The organism is Phycisphaera sp. (assembly GCA_025916675.1).
In the GTDB taxonomy this organism is placed as follows: domain Bacteria; phylum Planctomycetota; class Phycisphaerae; order Phycisphaerales; family UBA1924; genus JAHCJI01.
Map to the genome: position 1 here is coordinate 1,819,267 of CP098402.1, position 20,687 is coordinate 1,839,953.

The following is a 20,687-nucleotide window of genomic DNA, read 5'->3' on the forward strand; positions in this document are numbered from 1 at the left end:
TCATCGGGCTCGGATCCCAGAACCCGCGGGCGTGGCGGAACTGGCAGACGCGCGGGATTTAGGTTCCCGTGGCCGAAAGGCCGTGCAGGTTCGATTCCTGTCGCCCGCATTGGCGAGCCGATCGTGTCCCTACGAGGGGCCGATCGGCCCGCCGCAGAACGTCCGCCCCTATCCCGCGAGGATCGCATCGTGAGCCCAAACACCTCCTCAACCCGCATCGACGCCGCCCGAGATGCCGCCGCCGCCTTGGACAAGGGCGAGCTGGCCGCCCTGCGCACCGAGACGGTCTACGGCGTGTTCGCCCGGGGCGACATGCAGGACGCGGTCGATCGCGTGCGTGCGTTGCCCCGGCGCTCGGGCGACTGGGGCACGCTGGCCTGGCACGCGCCGAGCGTGGAGGCCGTGCTCGAGGCCCACGAGAACGCGCACATCGAGATCACGCCCGCGCTGCGCCGGGCCATGCGGCGCGTGTGGCCCGGGCCGATCACGCTGCGTCTGCATGGAGGCGGGCTCGAAGAACTCATCAAGGCTATCGGCGTGCTGCCCGGCGTCGCCGACTCGAAAGGCGACGATGCGCACGCCCTCTCGGTGCGCGTGCCCGACGACACCTGGACCGCCATGGCGCTGCAGCGCGCGGGCGGGCCGGTCGTCGGCGCATCAGCCGAAACGGTCGACACCGGCGAGGGAACGCCGACTCCGGGTGCATGCCCAAAGGGTCTGGAGAAGGCCGGGTTCGCTGTCGTACAGGACGAGGGCCCAACGCGCTACGAGACGCACAGCACCGTGTTGGACATCTTCCCCGACGGCGATTGGTCTATTCGATCGGAGGGCGCATTGACCGCAGAGCAAGTCACCGAGCGGCTGGCAACCCTGATCGTGTTCGTGTGCACGGGCAACACCTGCCGCAGCCCGATGGCCGAGGCCATCGCCACCAGCCTGCTCGAGCGTCGCGGGCATTCCCACCGGGCCATCGCCGTCTCGGCGGGCGTGGCGGCTATGGACGGGGCCCGGGCGACCCCCGAGGCCGTGCTGGCCAGCGAGGCCGTGGGTGCCCACCTTGTCGAGCACCGCAGCCAGCCGGCGAGCCCCGAATTGCTCGACAAGGCGGATGTGATTTTTGCCATGACCTCCAGTCACGCCGAGGCGGCCCGGGCCATGCTGCCGGCCAGCCAGAAGAGCAAGGTCCGCACCCTCGATCCGGACGGCGACGTCGACGATCCGATCGGCGGCCCGCAGACCCTCTATGATGAACTGGCCCGCCGCTTCGTGGGGACGATCGAGCGGCGCCTTGAGGAACTCGGACTATGAAGATATCTATTGGAGCCGACCACCGCGGCCACGACGCCGCACGCAGCCTGGGACGGGCCCTGGAGGCCATGGGGCACGAAGTAACCGTGCTCAATGGGGGAGAACCCTCGGATGCTCCCCAATCGTGCGACTATCCCGAGCGGGCCCACCAGGTGGGCTCCTCGGTCGCCAGCGGCAAGGCCGACAAGGGCGTGCTGCTCTGCGGCTCGGGCATCGGCATGTGCATCGCCGCCAACAAGGTCCACGGCGTGCGGGCGGCCCTCGTCCATGACGAGTTCACCGCCCAGATGGCCAAGAGCCACAACGACGCCAATGTGCTGTGCCTCTCGGCCGACATGCTGGGACAGCGGCTGATCGAGCGCGTGGTCGAGGCCTGGATGACCGCCGAGTTCGAGGGCGGCCGCCACGCGCGGCGGGTCGCCAAGATCCACGCGATCGAGCGGGGCGAGGACCCGGCATCGGTGAGCGGAGAATCGGTGACGGCGTAGGAAACCTGGCCCGAGAACAACGCGTCGTCCCGATGCGCCGAACCCGGCTTGGGCTCTCCCGTATTACAAGTCGATAACTCGTAGTACTCGCCCATCGCACGGGCGACAGGGGGGCCACACCATGACTTTCAAGCAGACCACGTCGAGCGATACAGCACCCATCGCATCACCGCGCAGTTGGCACCGCCGTCTCAAACGCACCGGCATCGGTCTTGCCGCCGCGGTGTTACTCACCATCGGCGTGCGCACCACGGTGGCCGAGGTGTTCGTCGTGCCGGTGGCCTCGATGGAGCCGGAGATCCCACAGGACGGACGCGTGCTGGTGTACAAGCTGGCCGGCGACTTCCAACCCGGCCAGATCATCGCCTATCGCCACACAACCGGTGCGGCCTGGCTCGGCCGCGTCGACGCGTTTGACACGGCGACCGGCGAACTCACCATCAACCGTAACGGCACCGGTCAGATCATGATCGACGAATCTGCTGTCATTGGCCGCGTCGTCCTCAGCACTCGCTAGTCGTTGCGCTTTGTCAGCTGGCCTCGCGTCATTCTCAAACGAGCAACCGGGGCAGGGCTCGCGTCCCACCCCGGCATTGCCCGGATCCCAACCGATCGTGTATGCGGCGTCAGGCCGCCACGCTCACCGGCCCGCCCTGGCTGCCGGCGCTGCCGAAGTCGAAGGGCGCGGGCGTGCTCCAGTCGCCCTTGACGTTGTTGCTCAGCACGACCCGGGCGCGGTACTCGACGCGGCGTTGACCGATCGGCACGGCCAGGTCGAGGTACTTCTTCTCGCCTGTCGTGGTCAGCGGCTGCCAGCCGCCGTCGATGCCGTCGAGGGGCGTGATGCGGCGCTGGACCTCGAAGCTCGCGCCCGAGCCGGCGGCAACCTTGAAGCTGAACTCGACCGAGCCGTCGGGCAGGCCATCGGCCAGCGCCTCGGTGGGCGTAGCCGCCTCGCTGCGCGGGCTGGCGGGCTTGGGCGCGGGGATCAGGGCGCGGTTGTACACGTCGGGGTCGCCGGTGCTCTTGGCATAGCCCTCGATGATGCCGATGAGCCCGCCCAGGTTGGTGCGCAGGTCGGCGGCGGCGTTGTCCTTGGTGCTCGTGGCCGCGGTCGACAGGGCGCGGATATTGACCACCTCGTCCATGGCCGCCTCGAGCGATGCCAGCTTTCCGGCCGCTTCGGCGACCTGGGCGGCATCGACGCCGATGTCCGGCGGCGAGCCCTGGCCGGCCCAGGCGGTGATGCGTTCGGAGGCCCAGGTGATGAGTTCGCTGTCCTTTTCGGGGACTCGTGGCATTGTGACCACTCCATGTCTGGCGGGCCGTCCCTGCGAGAGGCATGGCACGCGTTCGCGTTTCGCCGCGAGGGTCCGGACCATCCGGACTCGCGGCGTTCTGGAGGGTTCATCGGGGTTGTGTGGGGGCGGCTTGAGCGGGTATCGAGGGAATCGGGAAGATTTCCTGGAACGCGGCCTCGCAGGCCGGAAAGAGGGGATCACCACAGAGGCACGGAGGCACAGAGGGAAGATGAGCAGGAAGTGGGGTGCTCCGACCGAGCCGCGTGGGTGACCACGCGGACCTCTTTCTTATCTTCTTCTTCCCAATTGCCTATTGCCCAATGCCAATTGCCCTCTTCTCTTACGAGCACCCCGCATCGAACGCCGTCTGGAACGCCAGGAAGTCGAAGATGGTCAGCTCGCCGTCGCCGTCGAAGTCGGCGATGGGGTCGCCGTCCTGGAAGAGGTTCAGGAAGGTCAGGAAGTCGAAGATGGTGAGGGTGCCGTCGGCGTCGAGGTCGGGAGCGCACAGCAGGCAGCCGAGGTCATAGATGTGGGCCGCGCCCACGGGGTCGGTCTCCGAGCCGCGTGGCTCGTCGTCAGCACCAAACACCGCGTAGCGGCCGTCGGTGCCCGAGCCGAAGCCGAAGCCAGAGGACGGAAACGGTGGCTTGGCCACATATATCTCACGCCACACGTCGCCGCCGCCTCGTCGGTACACATGGCCGGCACCGCCGGAGAGTGGAGTACCTTCTTCGGTTGCGCCAGCGACAAGGGTGTCACCCGAAAGGTCGACGCTCCAGCCGAGGTTAGTCAGAGTATCCGCACCCTCGAAAGCTAGACGCGTTGCCAGCTCCCACCTGCCGCCAACGAGATTATAGATATGGACCGCTCCACGAGCATCCGCTGGCGCACCTACGGCGAGCGTGCCACCCTCGATAGCTAATGCTTGACCGAAGTGGTACTGGATGCGATCCGGAGTGACCGGCCGTAGCGTCTGGTATGGGGTGACTAGGCCATCCGGTCCGAGGCGGTAGACGTACACAGCACCGCCCTGGATTACCTCGCCGCGATCCTGGGCGGCCCCGATCATAAGCCACTCGCCATCCATGGCCACCACGGTGCCGAAGTCCAGGGCGACGCCGGGCTCCTCGGGCACAATCGTCTGGCGGTGGACCCAGGATCCCCCGGCCAACTCGTACAGCTCGACCAAGTTGAACTGCTCGACCATCGCCCAGTCGCCGCTCAGGGCGACGAACTGACCGAACCCTTGCACGTCGCGCACCGGCAGCAGCGTGCCGGTCTCGACCCAGCGGTCGCCGTCGAAGTCGAACACGAAGGCCGCGCCAAGATTGGCACCCGCTAGGTCACTCCCGATGGCACCCACCAGCAGGCGGTCGCCGTCAAGATCCATGTCGAAGCCAAAGAAGTCGCCCGGCTCGATGCTGGCGAGGGTGATGGTCTGGCGGTGGATCCACAGTCCTGTAAACGAGTCACGCTCGTACGCGTTCACCTCGCCATGCACGCACGACCCGGGCGGCACGCAGGCAGCCCCGCCCCGCCAGTCGGCGATCAGCAGATGCCGCTGGTTCATTTCCACGCGGTAGCCGAACTCTCCATATCGAGCGAAGGCCGGCGGCTGGAGTCGCTGGGGCTCGCAGGGTGATTGTCCGACCGCGGGCAAGACGAGGATCGAGAGAGCGAGTAAGGCAGGGACGGATCGCATCGGAAGGGCTCCTTGGAAGTGTGTCGTCACCCATAAGTATGGCGATTCTGTTGACCGATTGCAAGAGAATTTTGGTTATCGCGTGGCCGACTCAACACAAATTTCTCTGTACTCCCACACGGACTCCGCACGGGGGGCGTACGTCCGCCGTGCGCCGGGTGAGATCAGACACCATCTCGTGTTCCGGGTTCGTTTCCCGCTTGACTCTGCCCGGCCATCGAGGATATTAGTTGTGGTCGTTCGCACCCCATACCAGGAGCACACCAGTGCACACACGCCTTGCGGTTTCTTGCCTCGCCCTCACCGCCGGCTTGGCAATCGCCCAGCAGCAGGTGAAGCAGCCCGCCTTCAGCACCCAGAGCATCGACCCCAGCGATCCGCGGGACCTGGGCTCGCGCCCGGTCGACGGCGGCGTGGGCGTCAACGCCGAGGCGGTCGTCGTTACCAGCAACATGCGGCTGCGGCTCTTCGCCCGCACGGGCGGCCAGCCGCTGGCCGACTTCGGCGTCGAGGACGCCACCTTCCCGTTCAAGAAGGTAGACGTGCCCTTCGGCCGCTTCTTCGACCCGCGCGTGGAGTACGACAAGGCGAACGATCGCCTGTGGATGATGTACGTCGAGGACAACATCCGCTTCCCAGGAGGCAGCGGCGAGTTGGCCCGGATCCACCTGGCGGTCTCCCAAGCCATTCCTGCAGGTGGACTTAACTCTTTCAACAGCGATGACTGGCACTTCTTCACCGGTATTGGCGCATCCGGCACTGACGGCGACGCGCTCAATCTTGGCACTCCGATCGATCCGCAAACGGATCCGCGGGTCACCCCGTTCCGCATTAATCAGGGTCATAATCCCTTGGCAACGCTGGCTGACCTCCCCGCCATGGCCATCGACGAACGGGCAATCTACCTCACGCCTTACAGCCGACCCGAAATCCTATTTGGCCAGACTTTTGGCACGGTTGCCATTATCCCGCTGGAACACTCCAACGGCTCACTCTTAAACGGCGATCGACCAGACGAGAGTGACATCATCATGCTGTGGCGAAGCCGGCTAGCGAGTACGGCTACAGAGACGTTCGTACCTGACAACTCCATCGAGTCCTACGCCGTGCAGGAGCCATTCGAGCAGTTCGCCAACGCCCAGTTCTTTGCGAGTCATCCCGTGGAGAGCGGGCTGAACACTGGGATCCGGCTCGCCGGGCTCTGGTACGACGACGCGCCCGGCACCACGCCCGAGAACGAGCGATGGAAGTTCGAGCAGCGGTTGAACGTCGGCCAGACGGCCCTGGACGACATGGCCCTGAACCCCAACCCCGTGACGGCCAACGCGCTGCGATTCTTTGACAGTGGCAGCTACAACCCGCAGTTGCCGATGATGAACGAACTTGATGGCGTCACCAGCGCCTTCTATACCTCGGCGGTGCTCGTGCGTGATGCGAACAACAACCCCCGCATCTTTGCCGCCCACCACGCTACCCCGAGCGACACGTCGCTGATGACCGATGCGCCTGCCAATCGTTACGTGGTCCAGTGGTACGTGATCGACCCGGACCTGACAAACTTCCGCACCACGACGCCGTGGAACCCGGTCGTTGTCGCCAGCGGACGGCTGGACGCGGGCACCGGTGACCGCTATCACCCGACGATCGGCGTGACGCCCCAGGGCCAGGCGCACATCCAGTACACGTATTCGGACACCAGCACCTACCCGCAGATCCGCCAGGTGGTGCTCAACAACACTTACACGGCCCCGGGCGTGGAGATCACCGTGCAGGCCGGCCCGGCGGCCCCCTTCACGGGAACCAACTTCTGGGCCGACTACGCCGACATGCAGGCCGACCCGCTGTTCTGCGGCTTCTGGTCGGTCCACACGCTGGTGAAGGACGCCGACGAGCGCAACGCCTGGCTGTTCTTCCTCCCGCTGAACTGCCAGAGCCCCGAGCTCAACGGTGAGGGCGGCACCGACCTCTACGACCTGGCGATGTTCAACAACTACTACTCCACCGGTGCCCGCCGGGTGGACATGAACACCGACGGTACGACGGACGCGACCGACGCGGCGATCTATCTCAACGAGTACGACAAGGCGACCGGGCCGTAAGCGGTTCGGATATCTTGATTCACCCCACGGGCCCGCTACAGCGGGCCCGTTCTCATGCCCCTCCGAGCCCTCCGCGACCTCCGCGTTCACCATGCCGCGAAGGGGCATCCGCTCGTCTTCGAGCGCCTGTCCCGGCGCAGGGCCCCGCCGGCGAGGCGACCAAGAAGAAGGCCGCGTACACACGCAGCGCGGAAGGAGGGAGGCACCCCGCCCACGCCCCGCGGAGCGGGACCGGTAACGAAAATCGCTCTCACGGCGTCTGGCGGCCGATCCGGCCCCTCGGAAACGATTTTCCATCGATGGGAAATCGTTTCCGATCGATGGGAAACCATTCCGGATCGAGGGGAAATCGTTTCCGGGCGATGGGGAATCGATCCGGATCGAGGGGGAATCGTTTCCGATCGAGCGGATGGCATTTCGGATCGATGGAAGATGATTCTCGGGCGATGGGAAACCGGGTCCGATCGATCCGATCTGATGGTTGGACGATGGGAAGCCCCCCTCCGACCTCGGAAGACCTCGGCCACCTCCCCCGCTGGGAGCGGGGGAGGGCGTAGGACGAACCCCTCTTCCTTCTCCAACTACGAACACTTCACCCTACCCCTACTTCCAACCCCTACACACTCGCGCCGGGAGGGCTCCGCCCGACCAAGCGAAGCGCCTTCATGCGTAGGCGTGCAGCCCCGCCAGAAGTAAGTTCACCCCGAAGTACGTCCACAGCATGATCACGAACCCCGCGACGCTGAGCCAGGCGGTGAGCAGGGCCTTGCCGCGGCCCATGATGAGCCGCACGTGGATGACGATGAGGTAGACGATCCAGGTGATGAGGGCCCAGGTTTCCTTGGGGTCCCACGCCCACCAGCGGCCCCACGAGTGGTCGGCCCACCAGGCGCCCAGCAGGATGCCCACGCCGAGCGTCCAGAAGGCGAGCTGGAGGACGGTCATCTGGGCCTTGTCGAGGTCGTCGAGTGTTCGCGCGAGCGTGCGCGGCTGGCCGGTTTCGCTTGGATCACGCAGCGCAACCGAAGCGGCCTCGCGCGCCCCCTGGCGTTTGCTCATTAATGAAACTAACAAGTAGAACACGCTGCACAGGAAGCCGACGGTGATGAGGCCGTAGCTAACCAGCACGGTCGTCACGTGGTATTTTAATAGAACACTCGTGTTCAGGATCGCCGCCTCGCGGCCGATGGTCTGGCCGGGCATGGCCGTCTGCGTCGCGGCGATGAGCACGAGAAACCCAACGCCCGCGGCGGCGGCGCCGAAGAGCCACTGGCGCTTCAGCAGCATGAGCCCGGTCGCGACGACGGCGGCGAAGAGGCTCAGGCCCACCATCGACTCGAACTGGTTCTGGATCGCGAAGCGCTCCGAGATCACGCACCGCAGCACGAAGCCACTGGCGTGGAGCATCAGCGCGCCCGCGAGCAGGCCGACGCCCAAGCCGATCAGCCACTTGCGGCCCGTGCCGAACGCCAGGATGAGCGCCAGGAAGCTCAGGCCGTAGGCCCACATGCCCAGATCGAAGAAGCGGCCGTTGTTGTACATCAGCTCGACGCGGGCCCGGCCGGCGGGGTGGGTCTCTGGGTTGATCGCCGCGAGCTGCTGGGCAAAGGTCGCGATCGAGGCGTTGGCGGCGTCGGCGTCGAGGGCGCGCCAGGCGCGGCCGAGCTCGACCGCCGCGGCGCGGGCGGGATGCCCATCTGGAAGATCCTCGACGTGGACCCACTGCTGGGCGTTCGTTTCGGGGGCGACAACACGCAGCGTGGCCCCCGCGCCAGCAGCCACGCGCAGGGCGTTGTCGACCCGGCCGATCGATCGACGAACGGGCTCGAGGTGGCCGTAGCGGTCGAAGATCGGCTGGCTGAGCGTCTCGACCATGATCGGGCTGACGCGAGTCATGCGCAGCCAGAGGTCTTGCCGGTCCTGATCGCCCTGGAACGCCGCTTCGAGGTAATACTCGCGCACCGGCAGGTAGTCGATGGCGATCAGCGGGCGATCGGCGTAGTGGGCCGGGTCGATCGAGAGGTCGAGCAGCACGAAGAGGGCGTCGAACTTCTCTTTGTCGAAGCGTTCGGGGTCGGCGGCGGCGTAGCGCTCGGCCTCGCTGCTCAGCGTGGCACCGTCGGCGAGCACGAGGTCCTCGAACCGCTCGCGGCCGGTGATCGTGCGCAGCATCTCGCGTGCGAGCGTGTCGAGGATCTTGACACGGCCGTTGTGGAAGACGGCGGTGGCGCGGAGCGGAGAGAGGTCGATCGCGGCGGCGAAGGCGGCCTTCTGCTCGGGCGTCTGGCTCAGCAGCCGCGGCTCACCAAAGGGCGCGCTGTGGCCGTGGTCGTCGACGGCGACCTGCGCCTCGGGGTGCTGGTTGCCCGCGGGTTCGAGCTGGGCGAGGGCCGATGTGGCCAGCAACAACACGGCCGCGATCGTGAACCATGAACGCATCATGCCGCCTCCAACTTCTTTGAACCGGGCGAGTGCCGGGCCGCGAGCTTCTCCTTGCGACGCTTGAGCATCCAAGGCTTCACGTAGAACGCCCACGGCGTGCCGATGCCCATGAGCACGCCACCGAGCGCGATGACGTGGATGCCCGGGTTGTTGCCCACGTGCAGGATCGTGAACTGGGCGTACGGCCCGGGGACGAGCCCCTGGTCGGCCATCGCCTGTGTGCGCTCCCAGCCCTGGGCGTCCCAGCCGGCCTGGGCGAACTTGAACTGGGCGGGGTCGAGACGCGAACCCACGAAGCCGGCGACGTTGGCCGGCAGCGATCGCTCGTCGCTCCACACGAATGGAGCACGGAGCGGTGCGTTGAGCTGCGTCTTGCGGGTGTAGGGCTCGAACCACAGCTCCTGGCCACTCGGCTCGACGCGGATGGTCGAGCGGTAGTCGCGCGGGGCACCGCGGTGGTCGTAGGCGACCATCTCGAAGTCGGTCATGCGGATCTGGAACCCAGGCAGCGCCCGGCGGGCCCGCGCGAACGCGAGACGCACGCTGCGGCCGTCGGGCAGTTCGACGCGCGTCGCGTCGGCCTGGCCGATGTTCAGGTACTTCATGAAGGGCAGCCAGACGGTGCGCTTCCAGTCGCCCTGGCTCACCTCGACCGCGAGCATCGCGCGGTCGTGCGTGCCGATGAACTCGCCCTCACGGTCGGCCGGCGGCACGGGGACGGGGCGTTTGGTCTCGACGGCGTGGGCCCACGAGCCGCTGCGTTTGAGGTCGAGCCCTTGCACGATCTCGAAGCGGTCGCCCACGCCAGCGTCGTCGATCGTGCGAACAACATTGCCCGGCTGGCGGATGGCCACGCGTGTGCGGTCGCCGCGATCGTCGAACACCACGTGCATGCGCGTCAGGTCGAGGTATCGCACGCGCACCAGCGATTCGTCGGCGGCCTCGCGGTTCGGCCGGCCGTCGGCCTGCTCGCCGTCCCTCAGGTCCTGGCTGATCTCGGGGAACGCGTTGTACACCCATCGCGTGATGGCGTTGTCACCGCTGGTGATGTTCACGATCGCCACGCTGCTGGTCGCGTCCTCGTAGCCCTCGGTGATGATAGGGAACGGCGGCTCGGGCAGCAACTGCTCAACCTCGAACGACAACCCACCCCACTCGAAGCTCTGGCCCGCGGCCACGGGAACCACCGTCGGCACGTTTTCTCCCGGCAGGGTGATCGCGAGTGCGTGCCTCGCATCGCTGGGTGCCGGCGCGGTCGCCTCACGCCAGCTCGCCTCGTCGATGTTCTGGCGGTACTCGATGGTCATAAACGGCAACTGCGACACGCGCAGCCGCGGGCGACTTGGCACGAAGTAGAACCGCAGCATCGGTCGATCGCTGGGCACCATCTCGCCCTGCGGCGTCACGGCGCTGAAGAACTCGACGAAGTGCAATGGCGTTGGTTGCTCAACGATTGGCGGCGTCGCGGGCGTCCAGTCGGCGCGCTGCTCGGCGTAGGGCGCGTAGCCCACGATGCGGTAGCTGATATCGACATCACCAATCGTCGACACCGCAGGCGGGACAGGGCGATCAAGCGTGCGTTCAACGTCTTTGAGTGGGCGGATGATCTCGGCCGTCTCGAGCGCGCTCTCGTCCAGGCCAGCACGCAGGTTGTACGCGTTGTAGCGTGGCACGCCGTCGAGCAGGCGTTGGTCCCAGCCGCGTCCCTGGCTGACCCAGAGCGCGACCTGGCCGCGGTCATAGAAGCCCGCTTGCGGCGGGCCCTCGCCCGGCATGCCGCTCGCGCCCGTCGGGCCGGCCAGCAGCAGCACGTCGCCCTCGAGCTTCATCGAGCCGTAGTAGATGCTGCCTAGCCCGAGCGTGATGATGCCGGTATGCACTGTCAGCACGCCCAGGTTGGGCAGGTTGAAGGCGATCCGCCGCACGGTGCTGACGATCATGGTCAGCACAAACAGCACGAGCACGACACGCAGCGGCCACCAGGAGTAGAACTCGAGCTCGGTCATCTCGAACGCGGGCAGGCGGCGGACGGTGACATCGGCGTACTCGTCGGCGATCGAGCCCAGCAGGCGGAAGCCCTCGCCGGTCGCGGGCTCGTACCGCAGCGCGGGCCAAGCAAGCTCATACCAACCCAGCGTTGCAACCGTCGCGCCGACTAAGAGCGATGCGAACACGAAGAAGAACCGCCAACCGCGCTCGCTGCCGCGCGTGAGCTTGCCGACGACCACAACCGCCGGTGCTGCGACGAGCGCGATAGCCGCGATGAGCGAGAGGCCGTACACGCCCCACGTCAGGCCAGTGACGAGCAGCCCAACCGGCAGGCTCGCCAGTGCGCCGTAGAGGGCCACGACCACAAGCATCCCGACCCCAAAGAGCACGCTGCTGAGCAAACGCAGCACCCACTTCAGGGGCAGCAGCGGCCCGGTCAGGTGCTCGTCGTCCCATCGTTTGGCCTGCTGCCACTTTCGGCTCATCGCGTCTCCGGCGGTTGGGCAAGTGTAGCGATCCGCCGCCGGATTGGTTCTTGCACAACCGGAAAATATCTACCATTACAGGAACGAAATGGGCCCCACCGAGGCCAGCAGGCCCAGAGCCGGGTCGGCGTCGCCCGCCTCGACCGCGATCAGGCCGGCAAGTTCGGTGCCGGCCCCAATCCGGAACGCCCCCACCGGCAGCCCCACCGCCGCCGGGCCGTGGGTGTAGAGCATCTCCAGCAGCAAGTCGGGGTCGGTGCCGTCGCGCTCCAGCAGCAGCCGGGCCTCGTCGAGCACGCAGATGCCGCGAGTCTCGACGCTCTCGGTCGGCAGGTTGATGACCGAGTCGGTCCCCAGGGCCACCGGCACACCGGCGACCAGCAGGTCGCGGTAGCGGTGCGGGCCAAAAACCCTGTCCGCACCAAAATACGCCGAGGATCGCGGGCAATACGCCACGCGGGATCCCGCCTTGGCCAGCAACTCGATGTCGGGGTCGCCCAGGTCGTTCAGGTGGACGACCAGCATCTGCTCCAGGTAGTCGATCAGGTGCCGCACGGGGGAGTACCCCTGCCCGAACAGGCCCGCCACGCCGTCGGTCCACAACCCCCAGCCGGCCAGCATGTCCCGCATTGGCCCGGCACCGTCGGCTACCACCTGCCGCTCGGCCATGCTCTCGGCCAGGTGGGTGCAGACCGGCAAACCCCGCTCGCGGGCCCGCTGATAGGCGCGTGGCGAGGCCGAGTATGGCGCGTGGGGCTGGAGGCCCAGGCCGATGGTCTCGGGCTGGAACTCACTCGCCCGCGCGAGCGCCCGATCGACGCCCGGCGAGCCATCTTCTGAGAGTGCGAAAAACTCGAGGAACGCCGTGCCGAGCACGCCCGCCTCGTCGAGCACCCGGACCGGGGCGAGTGAGGGCGCACCGTTGACCGTGCCCACGATGTCCCCCACCGCCACGGTTCCGCCTTTGTGCAGCATGGCCACGCCCTGGCGCGTGCTCTTTGCGATAGCGTCATCCTCAATCAACCGCCCCGATCGCACCATGTCGATCCACGCCGAGAAGCCGCCCTCACCAAACGGCTGGGGGCCGATGTGCGTCAGGTCCAGGTGGGTGTGGGCGTTGACGAGGGCCGGGGCGACGACGTAGCCCGGCAGGTCGTGGTGGGTGGCGTGGGCCCAGGCCGGGTGCGTTCGCACTTCGTCCGCCGAACCGATGGCCAGCACGCGCCGTGATCGCGAGCCTGTCGTTTGCACCAGCAGGCTGTCGCTTGTCGGGAGCGAGCCGCGGGCATCGGCAAAACCTGCGCATCGCACCGAGAAAACTCGGCTGGGAGCGCCCAGCGCGGCATATTCTGACGCTCTAGTCTCGGCGGGGCCGGCGGAGGAATCCGGCTCTCCAGTTGTGTGATGGGGTGTGTCCACGCACTCCGATAGTACGAGGGGCGCCGGGCGCCCACCGAATGAATTCGCCCAGGAAGGACCGGGCCCCACTCCCCCTAACACCGGGCAGAGACACGGGCCAGCACGGAGGATCCAGATGACCCGCAGCTTATTGAAGAACACCCGTCCGCTCATGCTCTTTGCCCTGGGCGGCCTGATCACCACCACCCTCGGCGGCTGCGTCAGCCAGAGCCGCTTCGACGCGGCCGAACGCGACAACCGCATGCTGCGCGACCAGCTCGCCCAGTTCGAGCAGGAGCACGGCAGCTACGCCGGCCAGCTCGAGAACGAACGCCGCCTGCGTCAGCAGGCCGAGGCCGCCGCCCAGCAGGCCAATGCCGCACTCGCTGGCGCGCAGGGCGACCTGAGCGAGATGGAACGCCGCCTGCTCGCCCTGGGCGACCAGGTCAGCGAGGTCTCACTGATGGGCCTCGACCGCCGCACCGACCAGGCCCTACGCGAGCTGGCCCGCAAGTACGCCGGCCGCATCGTGTACGACCCCGACCGCGGCATGCTGCGGTTCAGCAGCGACCTGACCTTCGCCAGCGGCCAGGACGCCGTGACGGCCGACGGCCGCCAGAGCCTGACCGACCTCGCGGAGATCCTGAAAGCCCCCGAGGCCCGCGGCTACGAGCTGGACATCGTCGGCCATACCGACAGCCAGCCCATCAGCTCGCGCACCCGCGAGCGTCACCCCACCAACATGCACCTGGCCGCCCACCGCGCCATCTCGGTGCGGCGTGAGCTGGTGACGATGGGCCTGCCGGCCAACCAGATCCAGGCCAGCGGTTGGGGCGAGCACCGCCCGATGGTGCCCAACACCAGCAACGGCAACACGCCGCAGAACCGCCGCGTGGAGATCTTTATCCGCCCGAGCACGGCCCCCGGCACCACCGGCTTCACGTCCGTCCCCAGCACAGGCATCGAGGCCGACATCGACGACGCCCGCGGCAGCCGTGGCCCGATCATCGATAAGTAAGCGGCGAGCGATCCGATCCGAACGAGGCCCGGGCGCAAGCCCGGGCTTTTTCGTGCGATGAGCGGTGGTGGTGATTCGCAGACAGATCACGGTCTATGCAGCGCATATGGACAAGAATGACGCATGCCAACCGACGAAAACTTCTGGAACATCTGGGAGCCAATCCCATACAACGCCGCCCGTGACATCAAGGCCGAACAGCGAAGAGGGTTTGAGGAACGAGCACGAAAAACACTCGTATGGCGCAGCGTTCGTGACGAGTGGCCTAGCGGAGAGTCGCTCTTCGGGATGCAACGAAGCAAGTTTTCAGACTTTGACGCCGAGTGCTATTGCTCCTTCGAGGGCGAAGATCTCGTGCTCACGTATGGACTCTGGGCTTGGTTCCCCGACCCTCCGCCGTGGGGTCTGCTTTCTCGACCTTCGGACCAGCGAGATACGAGTTGGCAAGTATGGGGCTTCTTTGGCCGGCTTCCGCGAGCGTGGAGTGTTCCCAGGCTCGGCGAATGGGTTCGCGCCAGCGATCTACAGCGAGTGGAGATGCCAGGCGTAGACTCGGCCAACGACACCTAGGAGACCCTACCCATGACCACCCCACTCCCCGTCCACACCGACGACCGCGGCACCCCCGTCCTCATCGTCGAGCTCAAGCAGGACTCTCCCGTCGTCGTGCTCGACCGCCCGCTGCTGGAGGCCCTGGGCGCCACGCTGGCCAGCCTCGACCTCGACGGCGTCGCCGGCGTGGTCCTCGCCAGCGCTTCGGAGAAGGTGTTCGTGGCCGGGGCCGACCTCAAGGCCGTCCGCGACCTGAGCGACGCCGACCTGCACGCGTACCTCGAGTTCGGGGCCTCGGTCTTCGCCCGCCTGCACCAGATGCCCGTGTGGACGGCCGCGGCGATCAACGGGGCCGCGCTGGGCGGCGGGCTGGAACTGGCCATGCACTGCGACGGGCTCATCGGCGCGCCTGGCGCGAAGCCGTATCCCGTGGGCCTGCCAGAGGCCGGCCTGAGCATCTGCCCCGGCTGGGGCGGCACCAACCTGCTGCCCGCCCGCATCACCCCCGGCGTGGCCATCGAGAAGACGGCGTCGGGCACGCCCCTGCCCTACCCCGAGGCCGCCGACGCGGGGCTGTTCGACCTGATCGCCCAGGACGCTTCCGGGCTCAGGCAACTCGCCGCCGACTGGATCCGCGGCCAGGGCCCCGCGCCAACGCGAAACGGGGCGCCGCACAAGTGGATCGGCCGCGACGCCCAGCCGGTCCGTGAGGCGCTGGACGCCGTATCCCCAGAACTCGGCGACACCGGCCCGGCGAAGGCGGTTGCCGACGCGGTGGGTGTTGGATTGGAGAAGGGCTGGCAAGCCGCGCTGCAATGCGAACGGGACCACCTTGTGCGGTTGCGACACGAGGACGCGGGCAGGGCGGCGATCGAGGCGTTCTTCGCCCGGTCGAAGTGAGCATCACGCCCGCCCCAACCCCGCCCGCCGCCTGATCGCATCTTGATCGGGCTTTCGGTCCTGGCGGGCTCTCAGCGGGGGTGATGAACCCGATAAGACAGCGCCGATTTCATATTTGTGCCCACAGATCTCGGATTTGAGGGCACAAATCTCGGATCCGAGGGCACAAATCTCGGATCTCAGGGCACAAATCTCGAATCCGAGGGCACAGATCTCGGATCTCAGGGCACAAATCCCGGATCTCAGGGCACAGATCACGGATCCCGGCCCTCGGATCTCCGATCTTTGCTCCCAGATCCCCGATCCCGGCACCGCGATCGGGGCTCGGGGCACCCGGTGCGTGATCGCGCCCCCGCCGCCGCCGCCCGAGATCGCCTTGCACGCCGGGGCGGCTTCGGGTATGCTGGCCGCCGGAGGACCATCGCCATGCCCCGGACTCTGACCATCCCAGTCCTGACCGCCGCCCTCGGCCTGGCCGCCGCCGGCGCCCCGGCCCACGGCCAAACCCAGCACCTCTTGGTGGGCGACTACGCGGGCGACCGCATCGTCCGCTTCGGCTGGCCCGATGGCCGGGTGATCGACCACTTCGTGGCGGCGGGCCTCAGCCCGCTGGCCAACACGCGCACGATGGTGCTGGGCCCCGACGGCCTGCTCTACGTCGCCTCGCAGATCACCGACAGCGTGCTGCGCTACGACGCGGGCACCGGCGAGTATCTTGGCGAGTTCGTCGCGCCGGGCTTCGGCGGACTGGAGGGCCCCATCGGCATTGTGTTCACGCCCGATGGCGACCTGCTGGTCAGCAGCCGCGCCAACGACCGCGTCCTGCGCTTCGAGGGCGGCACCGGCGCGGCGATGGGCGCCTTCGTCGCGCCGCGCTCGGGCGGGCTGGACGTGCCGCACAAGGGCCTGGTGTTCGCCGCCAACGGATCGCTGCTGGTCTCCAGCTTCCAGAACGACTCGGTGCTGCGCTACGACGGCCAGACGGGCGCGTTCCTCGAGGTCGCCGTCGAGAGCGGCGAGTTGGGGCTGGACCAGCCGACCGACCTCGCGCTGCTGCCCGATGGTCGCGTGCTGGTGTGCTCGTACGCGAGCGACGCCATCCTGGAGATCGATCCCGAGGGCGAGGTGTCCGTGTTCGTGGCCGCGAGCACGACGCCGCTGGACCAGCCGCAAGACATCGAGCTGGCCCCCGACGGCACGGTATTCGTGTCCTACAACGGCAGGGACGGCGGCGTCCTGCGGTTCGCGCAGGACGGAGCCTACCTGGGCGTTTTCCTCACCGGTACGGCCGGTGGCATAGACGGCTTCCCCGCGTCGCTGCTGTTCGTGCCAGAGCCCTGCGAGGCCGACTTCGACGGCGACGGCTCGCTGACAATCTTCGACTTCCTGGCGTTCCAGAACGCGTTCGACGCGGGGTGCCCGTAGGACCGGTGCCCCGGGCTTCCCCCCGCCGCACGGCCACCTTCCGAAACAACACCCCGGACGCTCGCCCGGGGGCCCTTTGGCTTCAATAATGCGGTTGGAAGAGTGGCAATTGGCCATATGGGAATTTGGCAATTGTCCGGAAGGGGGACGCTTCCCCGCTCCGCTCCTTCCAATTGCCCATTGCCAATTGCCACGCCCGCCGCTCGGGCCGACGACCCCACGCGACTCACCACCCCACCCCGGAGGATCTCAACGCCATGGCCGACCTGAAGAACATGAAGGGCGTCTCCGAAGCCGACCGCAAGATGCTGGAGGAGGCCGAGGAGTTGCTTGGTGCCGAACCCGAATCGATGGGCGTGGCCAAGAACCTCTTCTGGGGCCGCTTCCGCGAAGACCTCATGCTGCCCTATCCGCAGCAGCCCGGGGGCGAGAAGGCCGAGTGCGACGCGCTGGTGGCCAAGGTCGAGGACTACCTCAAGAACGAGCACCCCAGCATCCAGATCGACCAGGAGCAGGAGATCCCACGCGAGACCATCGACCGGCTGTTCGAGCTGGGCGTCCTGGGCATGACCATCCCCAAGGAGTTTGGCGGGCTGGGCATGGGCATCACCAGCTACAACCGCATCCTCGAGACCATCGGCAAGTACTGCGGCAGCACCGCCGTGCTCGTGAGCGCGCACCAGAGCATCGGGTGCAAGGCCGTGATGCTGTTTGGCACCGACGAACAAAAACAACGCTGGCTGCCCAAGCTGGCACAGGAGTGGCTCAGCGCCTTCTGCCTGAGCGAACCCAACGTCGGTTGCGACGCGGGCGGCCAGGAGACGCGCTGCGAGCTGAGCGAGGACGGTGAGCACTACATCCTGAACGGCGAGAAGAAGTGGGCCACGTCCGGTGCCATTTCCGGTCTGTTCACCGTCATGTGCAAGCAGAACATCGACGGCAAGGACAAGGTCACCGCCCTGGTGTGCCACCCCGACATGCCGGGCATCGACATCTTCCAGAAGAACCGCAGCAAGTGCGGCATCCGCGGCACCTGGCAGGCCCGCATCCGCTTTAAGGACGTGAAGGTGCCCAAAGAGAACCTCCTCCATAAGGAGGGCCGCGGCCTGAACGTGGCGTTGACGTGTCTGAACTACGGACGCTGCACGCTCAGCGCGGGCATGCTCGGTGGCGCGAAGCGAGCCATGGACCAGGGCATCCGGTGGGCGCAGACGCGCTACCAGTTCAACGCGCCGCTGGCCGACAAGGATCTGGTCAAGCAGCACATCGCCCACATGAGCGCGCTGACGTACGCCATGGACTCGATGCTGTACATGACCACCGGCATGCTCGACCGCCACGACGAGGACATCATGGTCGAGACGGCCATGTGCAAGGTCTTCTGCTCGGAGATGGGCTGGCGCACGGTCAACAGCGCCGTCCAGATCATGGGCGGCGAGAGCTACATGACCGAGAACGAGGTCGAGCGCATCTTCCGCGACAGCCGCATCAACATCATCGTCGAGGGTTCTAACGACCTCATGTGGTCGTTCATCTTCGGCTACGGCGGCAAGCAGTTGGGCGAGGCCATGCTGGGCATCAAGCTCAAGGTCGACTGGGACAAGGAAGAGGGCTTCGGCCAGAATCTCGGCCGCATCATCCCCAACCTCATGCAGCCCAAGACCCTGAAGGCCGCCGTGCCGCTGGGCGCGCAGGTCTTCCTGGGCATCCGCCCCAAGGCCCCGAGCATCACGAAGGTCCACGCGAGCCTGAAGCCCCAGGCCGACCGCCTGGCCAAGCTCATCCGCGAGCACAGCCACCAGTTCAAGATGACCAGCAAGCGGTACGACGCCGAACTGGTCAGCCGCCAGGTGCCCCAGAGCCGCCTGGCCCTCAACGCCATCTACCTGCACGCCTTCGGCTGCACGCTGAGCCGGCTCGACCAAGACATCCGCGACGGCAAGACCGGCCCAGAGATGGACCGCAACAAGGCCGCGGCGATGCACTTCTTCGATCTGGCCGAGCAGTGGATCCAGGCCAACTGGCGCGAGCTGTACGAGAACGCGGACGACACGCTGTTCGCGGCGGCCGACGCGGCGATGGCCCACAACTCGACCCTGCCGGCCGACCTGTTCATCATCCCCGAACGCACCCCGACCGACCAGAAGGGCGACGGCCGCACGCCGAATCAGGACGCTATCAAGCAGTTCCCTGGCGACAACGCCGCCCAGAAGATCGGCCTCGAGGCCCACGCTGGGGCGTCTCACTAACCCGTCGCACCGTCCGCGTCCCTATGATGCTCCCCCGGGGGCTCCCCCGATAGCCAGCGGCCGAGTCGAGACTCGTGCCGACCCCTTTGGTCCAGTCAAACCAAGGGGCCGACGGCTATCGTGCGCCCCAGTCAGTCATGAATCCCTCGCGCCCGGCGTGAGCCAATGAGAACAGGAGCCGACCCATGCCCCGCAAGGTCGCCTACAAGACCCAGATCGAGCACCTGAGCATCCTCGATGAGAACGGGAAGCTCGATAGCAAGCTCGGCAAGGACCTGCTCAGCGACGAGCAGGTGCAGCAGTCGTACGAGCACATGACCATCTGCCGTCAGTACGACGAGGTGGCCTTCAAGCTCCAGCGGTCGGGTCGCATGGGCACGTTCCCCCAGAACAAGGGCCAGGAGGCCGCGGCGATTGGCTCGGCACTCGCTGCACGAAAGGGCCAAGATTGGCTCGTCTCGGCCTATCGCGAGAACGCCGCCCTGTTCATGCACGGCCTGCCCATGCACTACGTGCTCAACTACTGGATGGGCGACGAGCGCGGCAGCAAGATCCCCGAGGGCGTGAAGATCACGCCGCTGAGCGTGCCCATCGGCACGCACATGCTGCACGCGGTGGGCATCGCCTGGGCCGCCAAGATCCGCAAGGAGGACAGCGTCGCGCTGACCTACTTCGGCGACGGGGCGACCAGCGAGGGCGACTTCCACGAGGCGGCCAACTTTGCCGGCGTGCTGGGCGTGCCGTGCATCTTCATCTGCCAGAACAATTCCTGGGCCATCAGCGTGCCGCGCGAGAAGCAGACCGCGTCGGAGACCTTCGCGCAGAAGGCGCTCGGCTACGGCATCCCGACCATCCAGGTCGACGGCAACGACCTCTTCGCGATGTATCTGGCGACCAAGGAAGCCCACGATCGCGCCCGCAAGGGCGAGGGTCCATCGTTCATCGAGGCGGTGACCTACCGCCTAGCCGATCACACCACCGCCGACGACGCCAGCCGCTACCGCGACAGCGCCGAACTCGACGCGTGGAAGGCCAAGGACCCCCTCATCCGCCTGCGGAAGTACCTCGAGAACAAGGACCTGTGGAGCGACGAGCAGCAGGAAGCGCTGGAAGCCAAGGCCAAGGCCATAGTGCAAGAGGTCGTTAAGACCGCCGAGGAGATGCCCAAGCCCGACGTGGACGACATCTTCGACTACACGTTCGAGGAGTTGCCCGAGAGCATCCGCGTGCAGCGTGACACGATGCGGACGACGTCGCTGGGCCAGAACCCCGAGCAGGCCGGGCTAAACGCTCGCATGGCGCACTAAGAGACTACGAAGGAACTCACG

The 20,687-nt window shown here is 66.9% G+C and carries 14 protein-coding genes and 1 tRNA gene; 10 read left to right on the forward strand and 5 right to left on the reverse strand.

Going from position 1 to position 20,687, the window contains the following annotated elements:
* Positions 1 to 25: 25 nt before the first annotated feature.
* The 4 genes from NCW75_07835 (at position 26) to NCW75_07850 (ending at position 2,313) form a co-directional block, all read left to right on the forward strand.
* Positions 26 to 109 (forward strand) — tRNA-Leu (locus NCW75_07835).
* Positions 110 to 189: 80 nt separating this feature from the next.
* Positions 190 to 1,308, forward strand: coding sequence for a Sua5/YciO/YrdC/YwlC family protein (locus NCW75_07840; GenBank protein UYV11213.1), 1,119 nt, complete (start codon positions 190 to 192; stop codon positions 1,306 to 1,308).
* Complete coding sequence (rpiB, locus tag NCW75_07845) at positions 1,305 to 1,796, forward strand: ribose 5-phosphate isomerase B (protein ID UYV11214.1); 492 nt, start codon at positions 1,305 to 1,307, stop codon at positions 1,794 to 1,796. The genes NCW75_07840 and rpiB overlap by 4 nt, the downstream gene beginning before the upstream one ends.
* A 121-nt stretch (positions 1,797 to 1,917) precedes the next feature.
* Positions 1,918 to 2,313, forward strand: coding sequence for a S26 family signal peptidase (locus NCW75_07850; protein ID UYV11215.1), 396 nt, complete (start codon positions 1,918 to 1,920; stop codon positions 2,311 to 2,313).
* 109 nt (positions 2,314 to 2,422) lie between these two features.
* On the opposite strand, the gene NCW75_07855 is transcribed toward NCW75_07850, so the two are convergent.
* Both NCW75_07855 and NCW75_07860 read right to left on the reverse strand, forming a co-directional pair.
* The gene (locus tag NCW75_07855) at positions 2,423 to 3,097 is read right to left on the reverse strand and encodes a hypothetical protein (protein UYV11216.1); all 675 of its coding nucleotides are present in this window, start codon (positions 3,095 to 3,097) and stop codon (positions 2,423 to 2,425) included.
* A gap of 340 nt (positions 3,098 to 3,437) precedes the next feature.
* Complete coding sequence (locus NCW75_07860; GenBank protein UYV11217.1) at positions 3,438 to 4,802, reverse strand: hypothetical protein; 1,365 nt, start codon at positions 4,800 to 4,802, stop codon at positions 3,438 to 3,440.
* A 266-nt stretch (positions 4,803 to 5,068) separates the two neighbouring features.
* On the opposite strand from NCW75_07860, the gene NCW75_07865 reads away from it, so the two are divergent.
* On the forward strand, positions 5,069 to 6,901 hold the full coding sequence (locus NCW75_07865; GenBank protein ID UYV11218.1) for a hypothetical protein: 1,833 nt from the start codon (positions 5,069 to 5,071) through the stop codon (positions 6,899 to 6,901).
* A 663-nt stretch (positions 6,902 to 7,564) separates the two neighbouring features.
* Here the strand turns inward: NCW75_07865 and ccsA are convergent.
* The 3 genes from ccsA to NCW75_07880 all read right to left on the reverse strand — a co-directional run bounded on the left by ccsA (position 7,565) and on the right by NCW75_07880 (position 13,128).
* A complete protein-coding gene (gene ccsA / locus NCW75_07870; GenBank protein ID UYV11219.1) occupies positions 7,565 to 9,343 on the reverse strand; it encodes a cytochrome c biogenesis protein CcsA in 1,779 nt (592 codons plus the stop codon).
* Positions 9,340 to 11,817, reverse strand: a complete 2,478-nt coding sequence (locus NCW75_07875; protein ID UYV11220.1) for a hypothetical protein — start codon at positions 11,815 to 11,817, stop codon at positions 9,340 to 9,342. Before NCW75_07875 ends, ccsA begins: the two co-directional genes overlap by 4 nt.
* 75 nt (positions 11,818 to 11,892) lie before the next feature.
* Positions 11,893 to 13,128 carry an amidohydrolase family protein gene (locus NCW75_07880; GenBank protein UYV11221.1) on the reverse strand — a complete coding sequence of 412 codons (1,236 nt, stop codon included), beginning with the start codon at positions 13,126 to 13,128 and terminating at the stop codon, positions 11,893 to 11,895.
* Positions 13,129 to 13,351: 223 nt separating this feature from the next.
* Here NCW75_07880 and NCW75_07885 point away from each other — a divergent pair, with 223 nt between their 5' ends.
* The 5 genes from NCW75_07885 (at position 13,352) to pdhA (ending at position 20,666) form a co-directional block, all read left to right on the forward strand.
* Positions 13,352 to 14,233 carry an OmpA family protein gene (locus tag NCW75_07885; protein UYV11222.1) on the forward strand — a complete coding sequence of 294 codons (882 nt, stop codon included), beginning with the start codon at positions 13,352 to 13,354 and terminating at the stop codon, positions 14,231 to 14,233.
* A gap of 582 nt (positions 14,234 to 14,815) precedes the next feature.
* Positions 14,816 to 15,685, forward strand: a complete 870-nt coding sequence (locus NCW75_07890) for an enoyl-CoA hydratase-related protein (GenBank protein ID UYV11223.1) — start codon at positions 14,816 to 14,818, stop codon at positions 15,683 to 15,685.
* 426 nt (positions 15,686 to 16,111) lie between these two features.
* Positions 16,112 to 17,110, forward strand: a complete 999-nt coding sequence (locus NCW75_07895; protein ID UYV11224.1) for an NHL repeat-containing protein — start codon at positions 16,112 to 16,114, stop codon at positions 17,108 to 17,110.
* 257 nt (positions 17,111 to 17,367) lie between these two features.
* The gene (locus tag NCW75_07900; protein ID UYV11225.1) at positions 17,368 to 19,359 is read left to right on the forward strand and encodes an acyl-CoA dehydrogenase family protein; all 1,992 of its coding nucleotides are present in this window, start codon (positions 17,368 to 17,370) and stop codon (positions 19,357 to 19,359) included.
* 185 nt (positions 19,360 to 19,544) lie between these two features.
* On the forward strand, positions 19,545 to 20,666 hold the full coding sequence (pdhA, locus tag NCW75_07905; protein UYV11226.1) for a pyruvate dehydrogenase (acetyl-transferring) E1 component subunit alpha: 1,122 nt from the start codon (positions 19,545 to 19,547) through the stop codon (positions 20,664 to 20,666).
* Positions 20,667 to 20,687 lie beyond the last annotated feature (21 nt).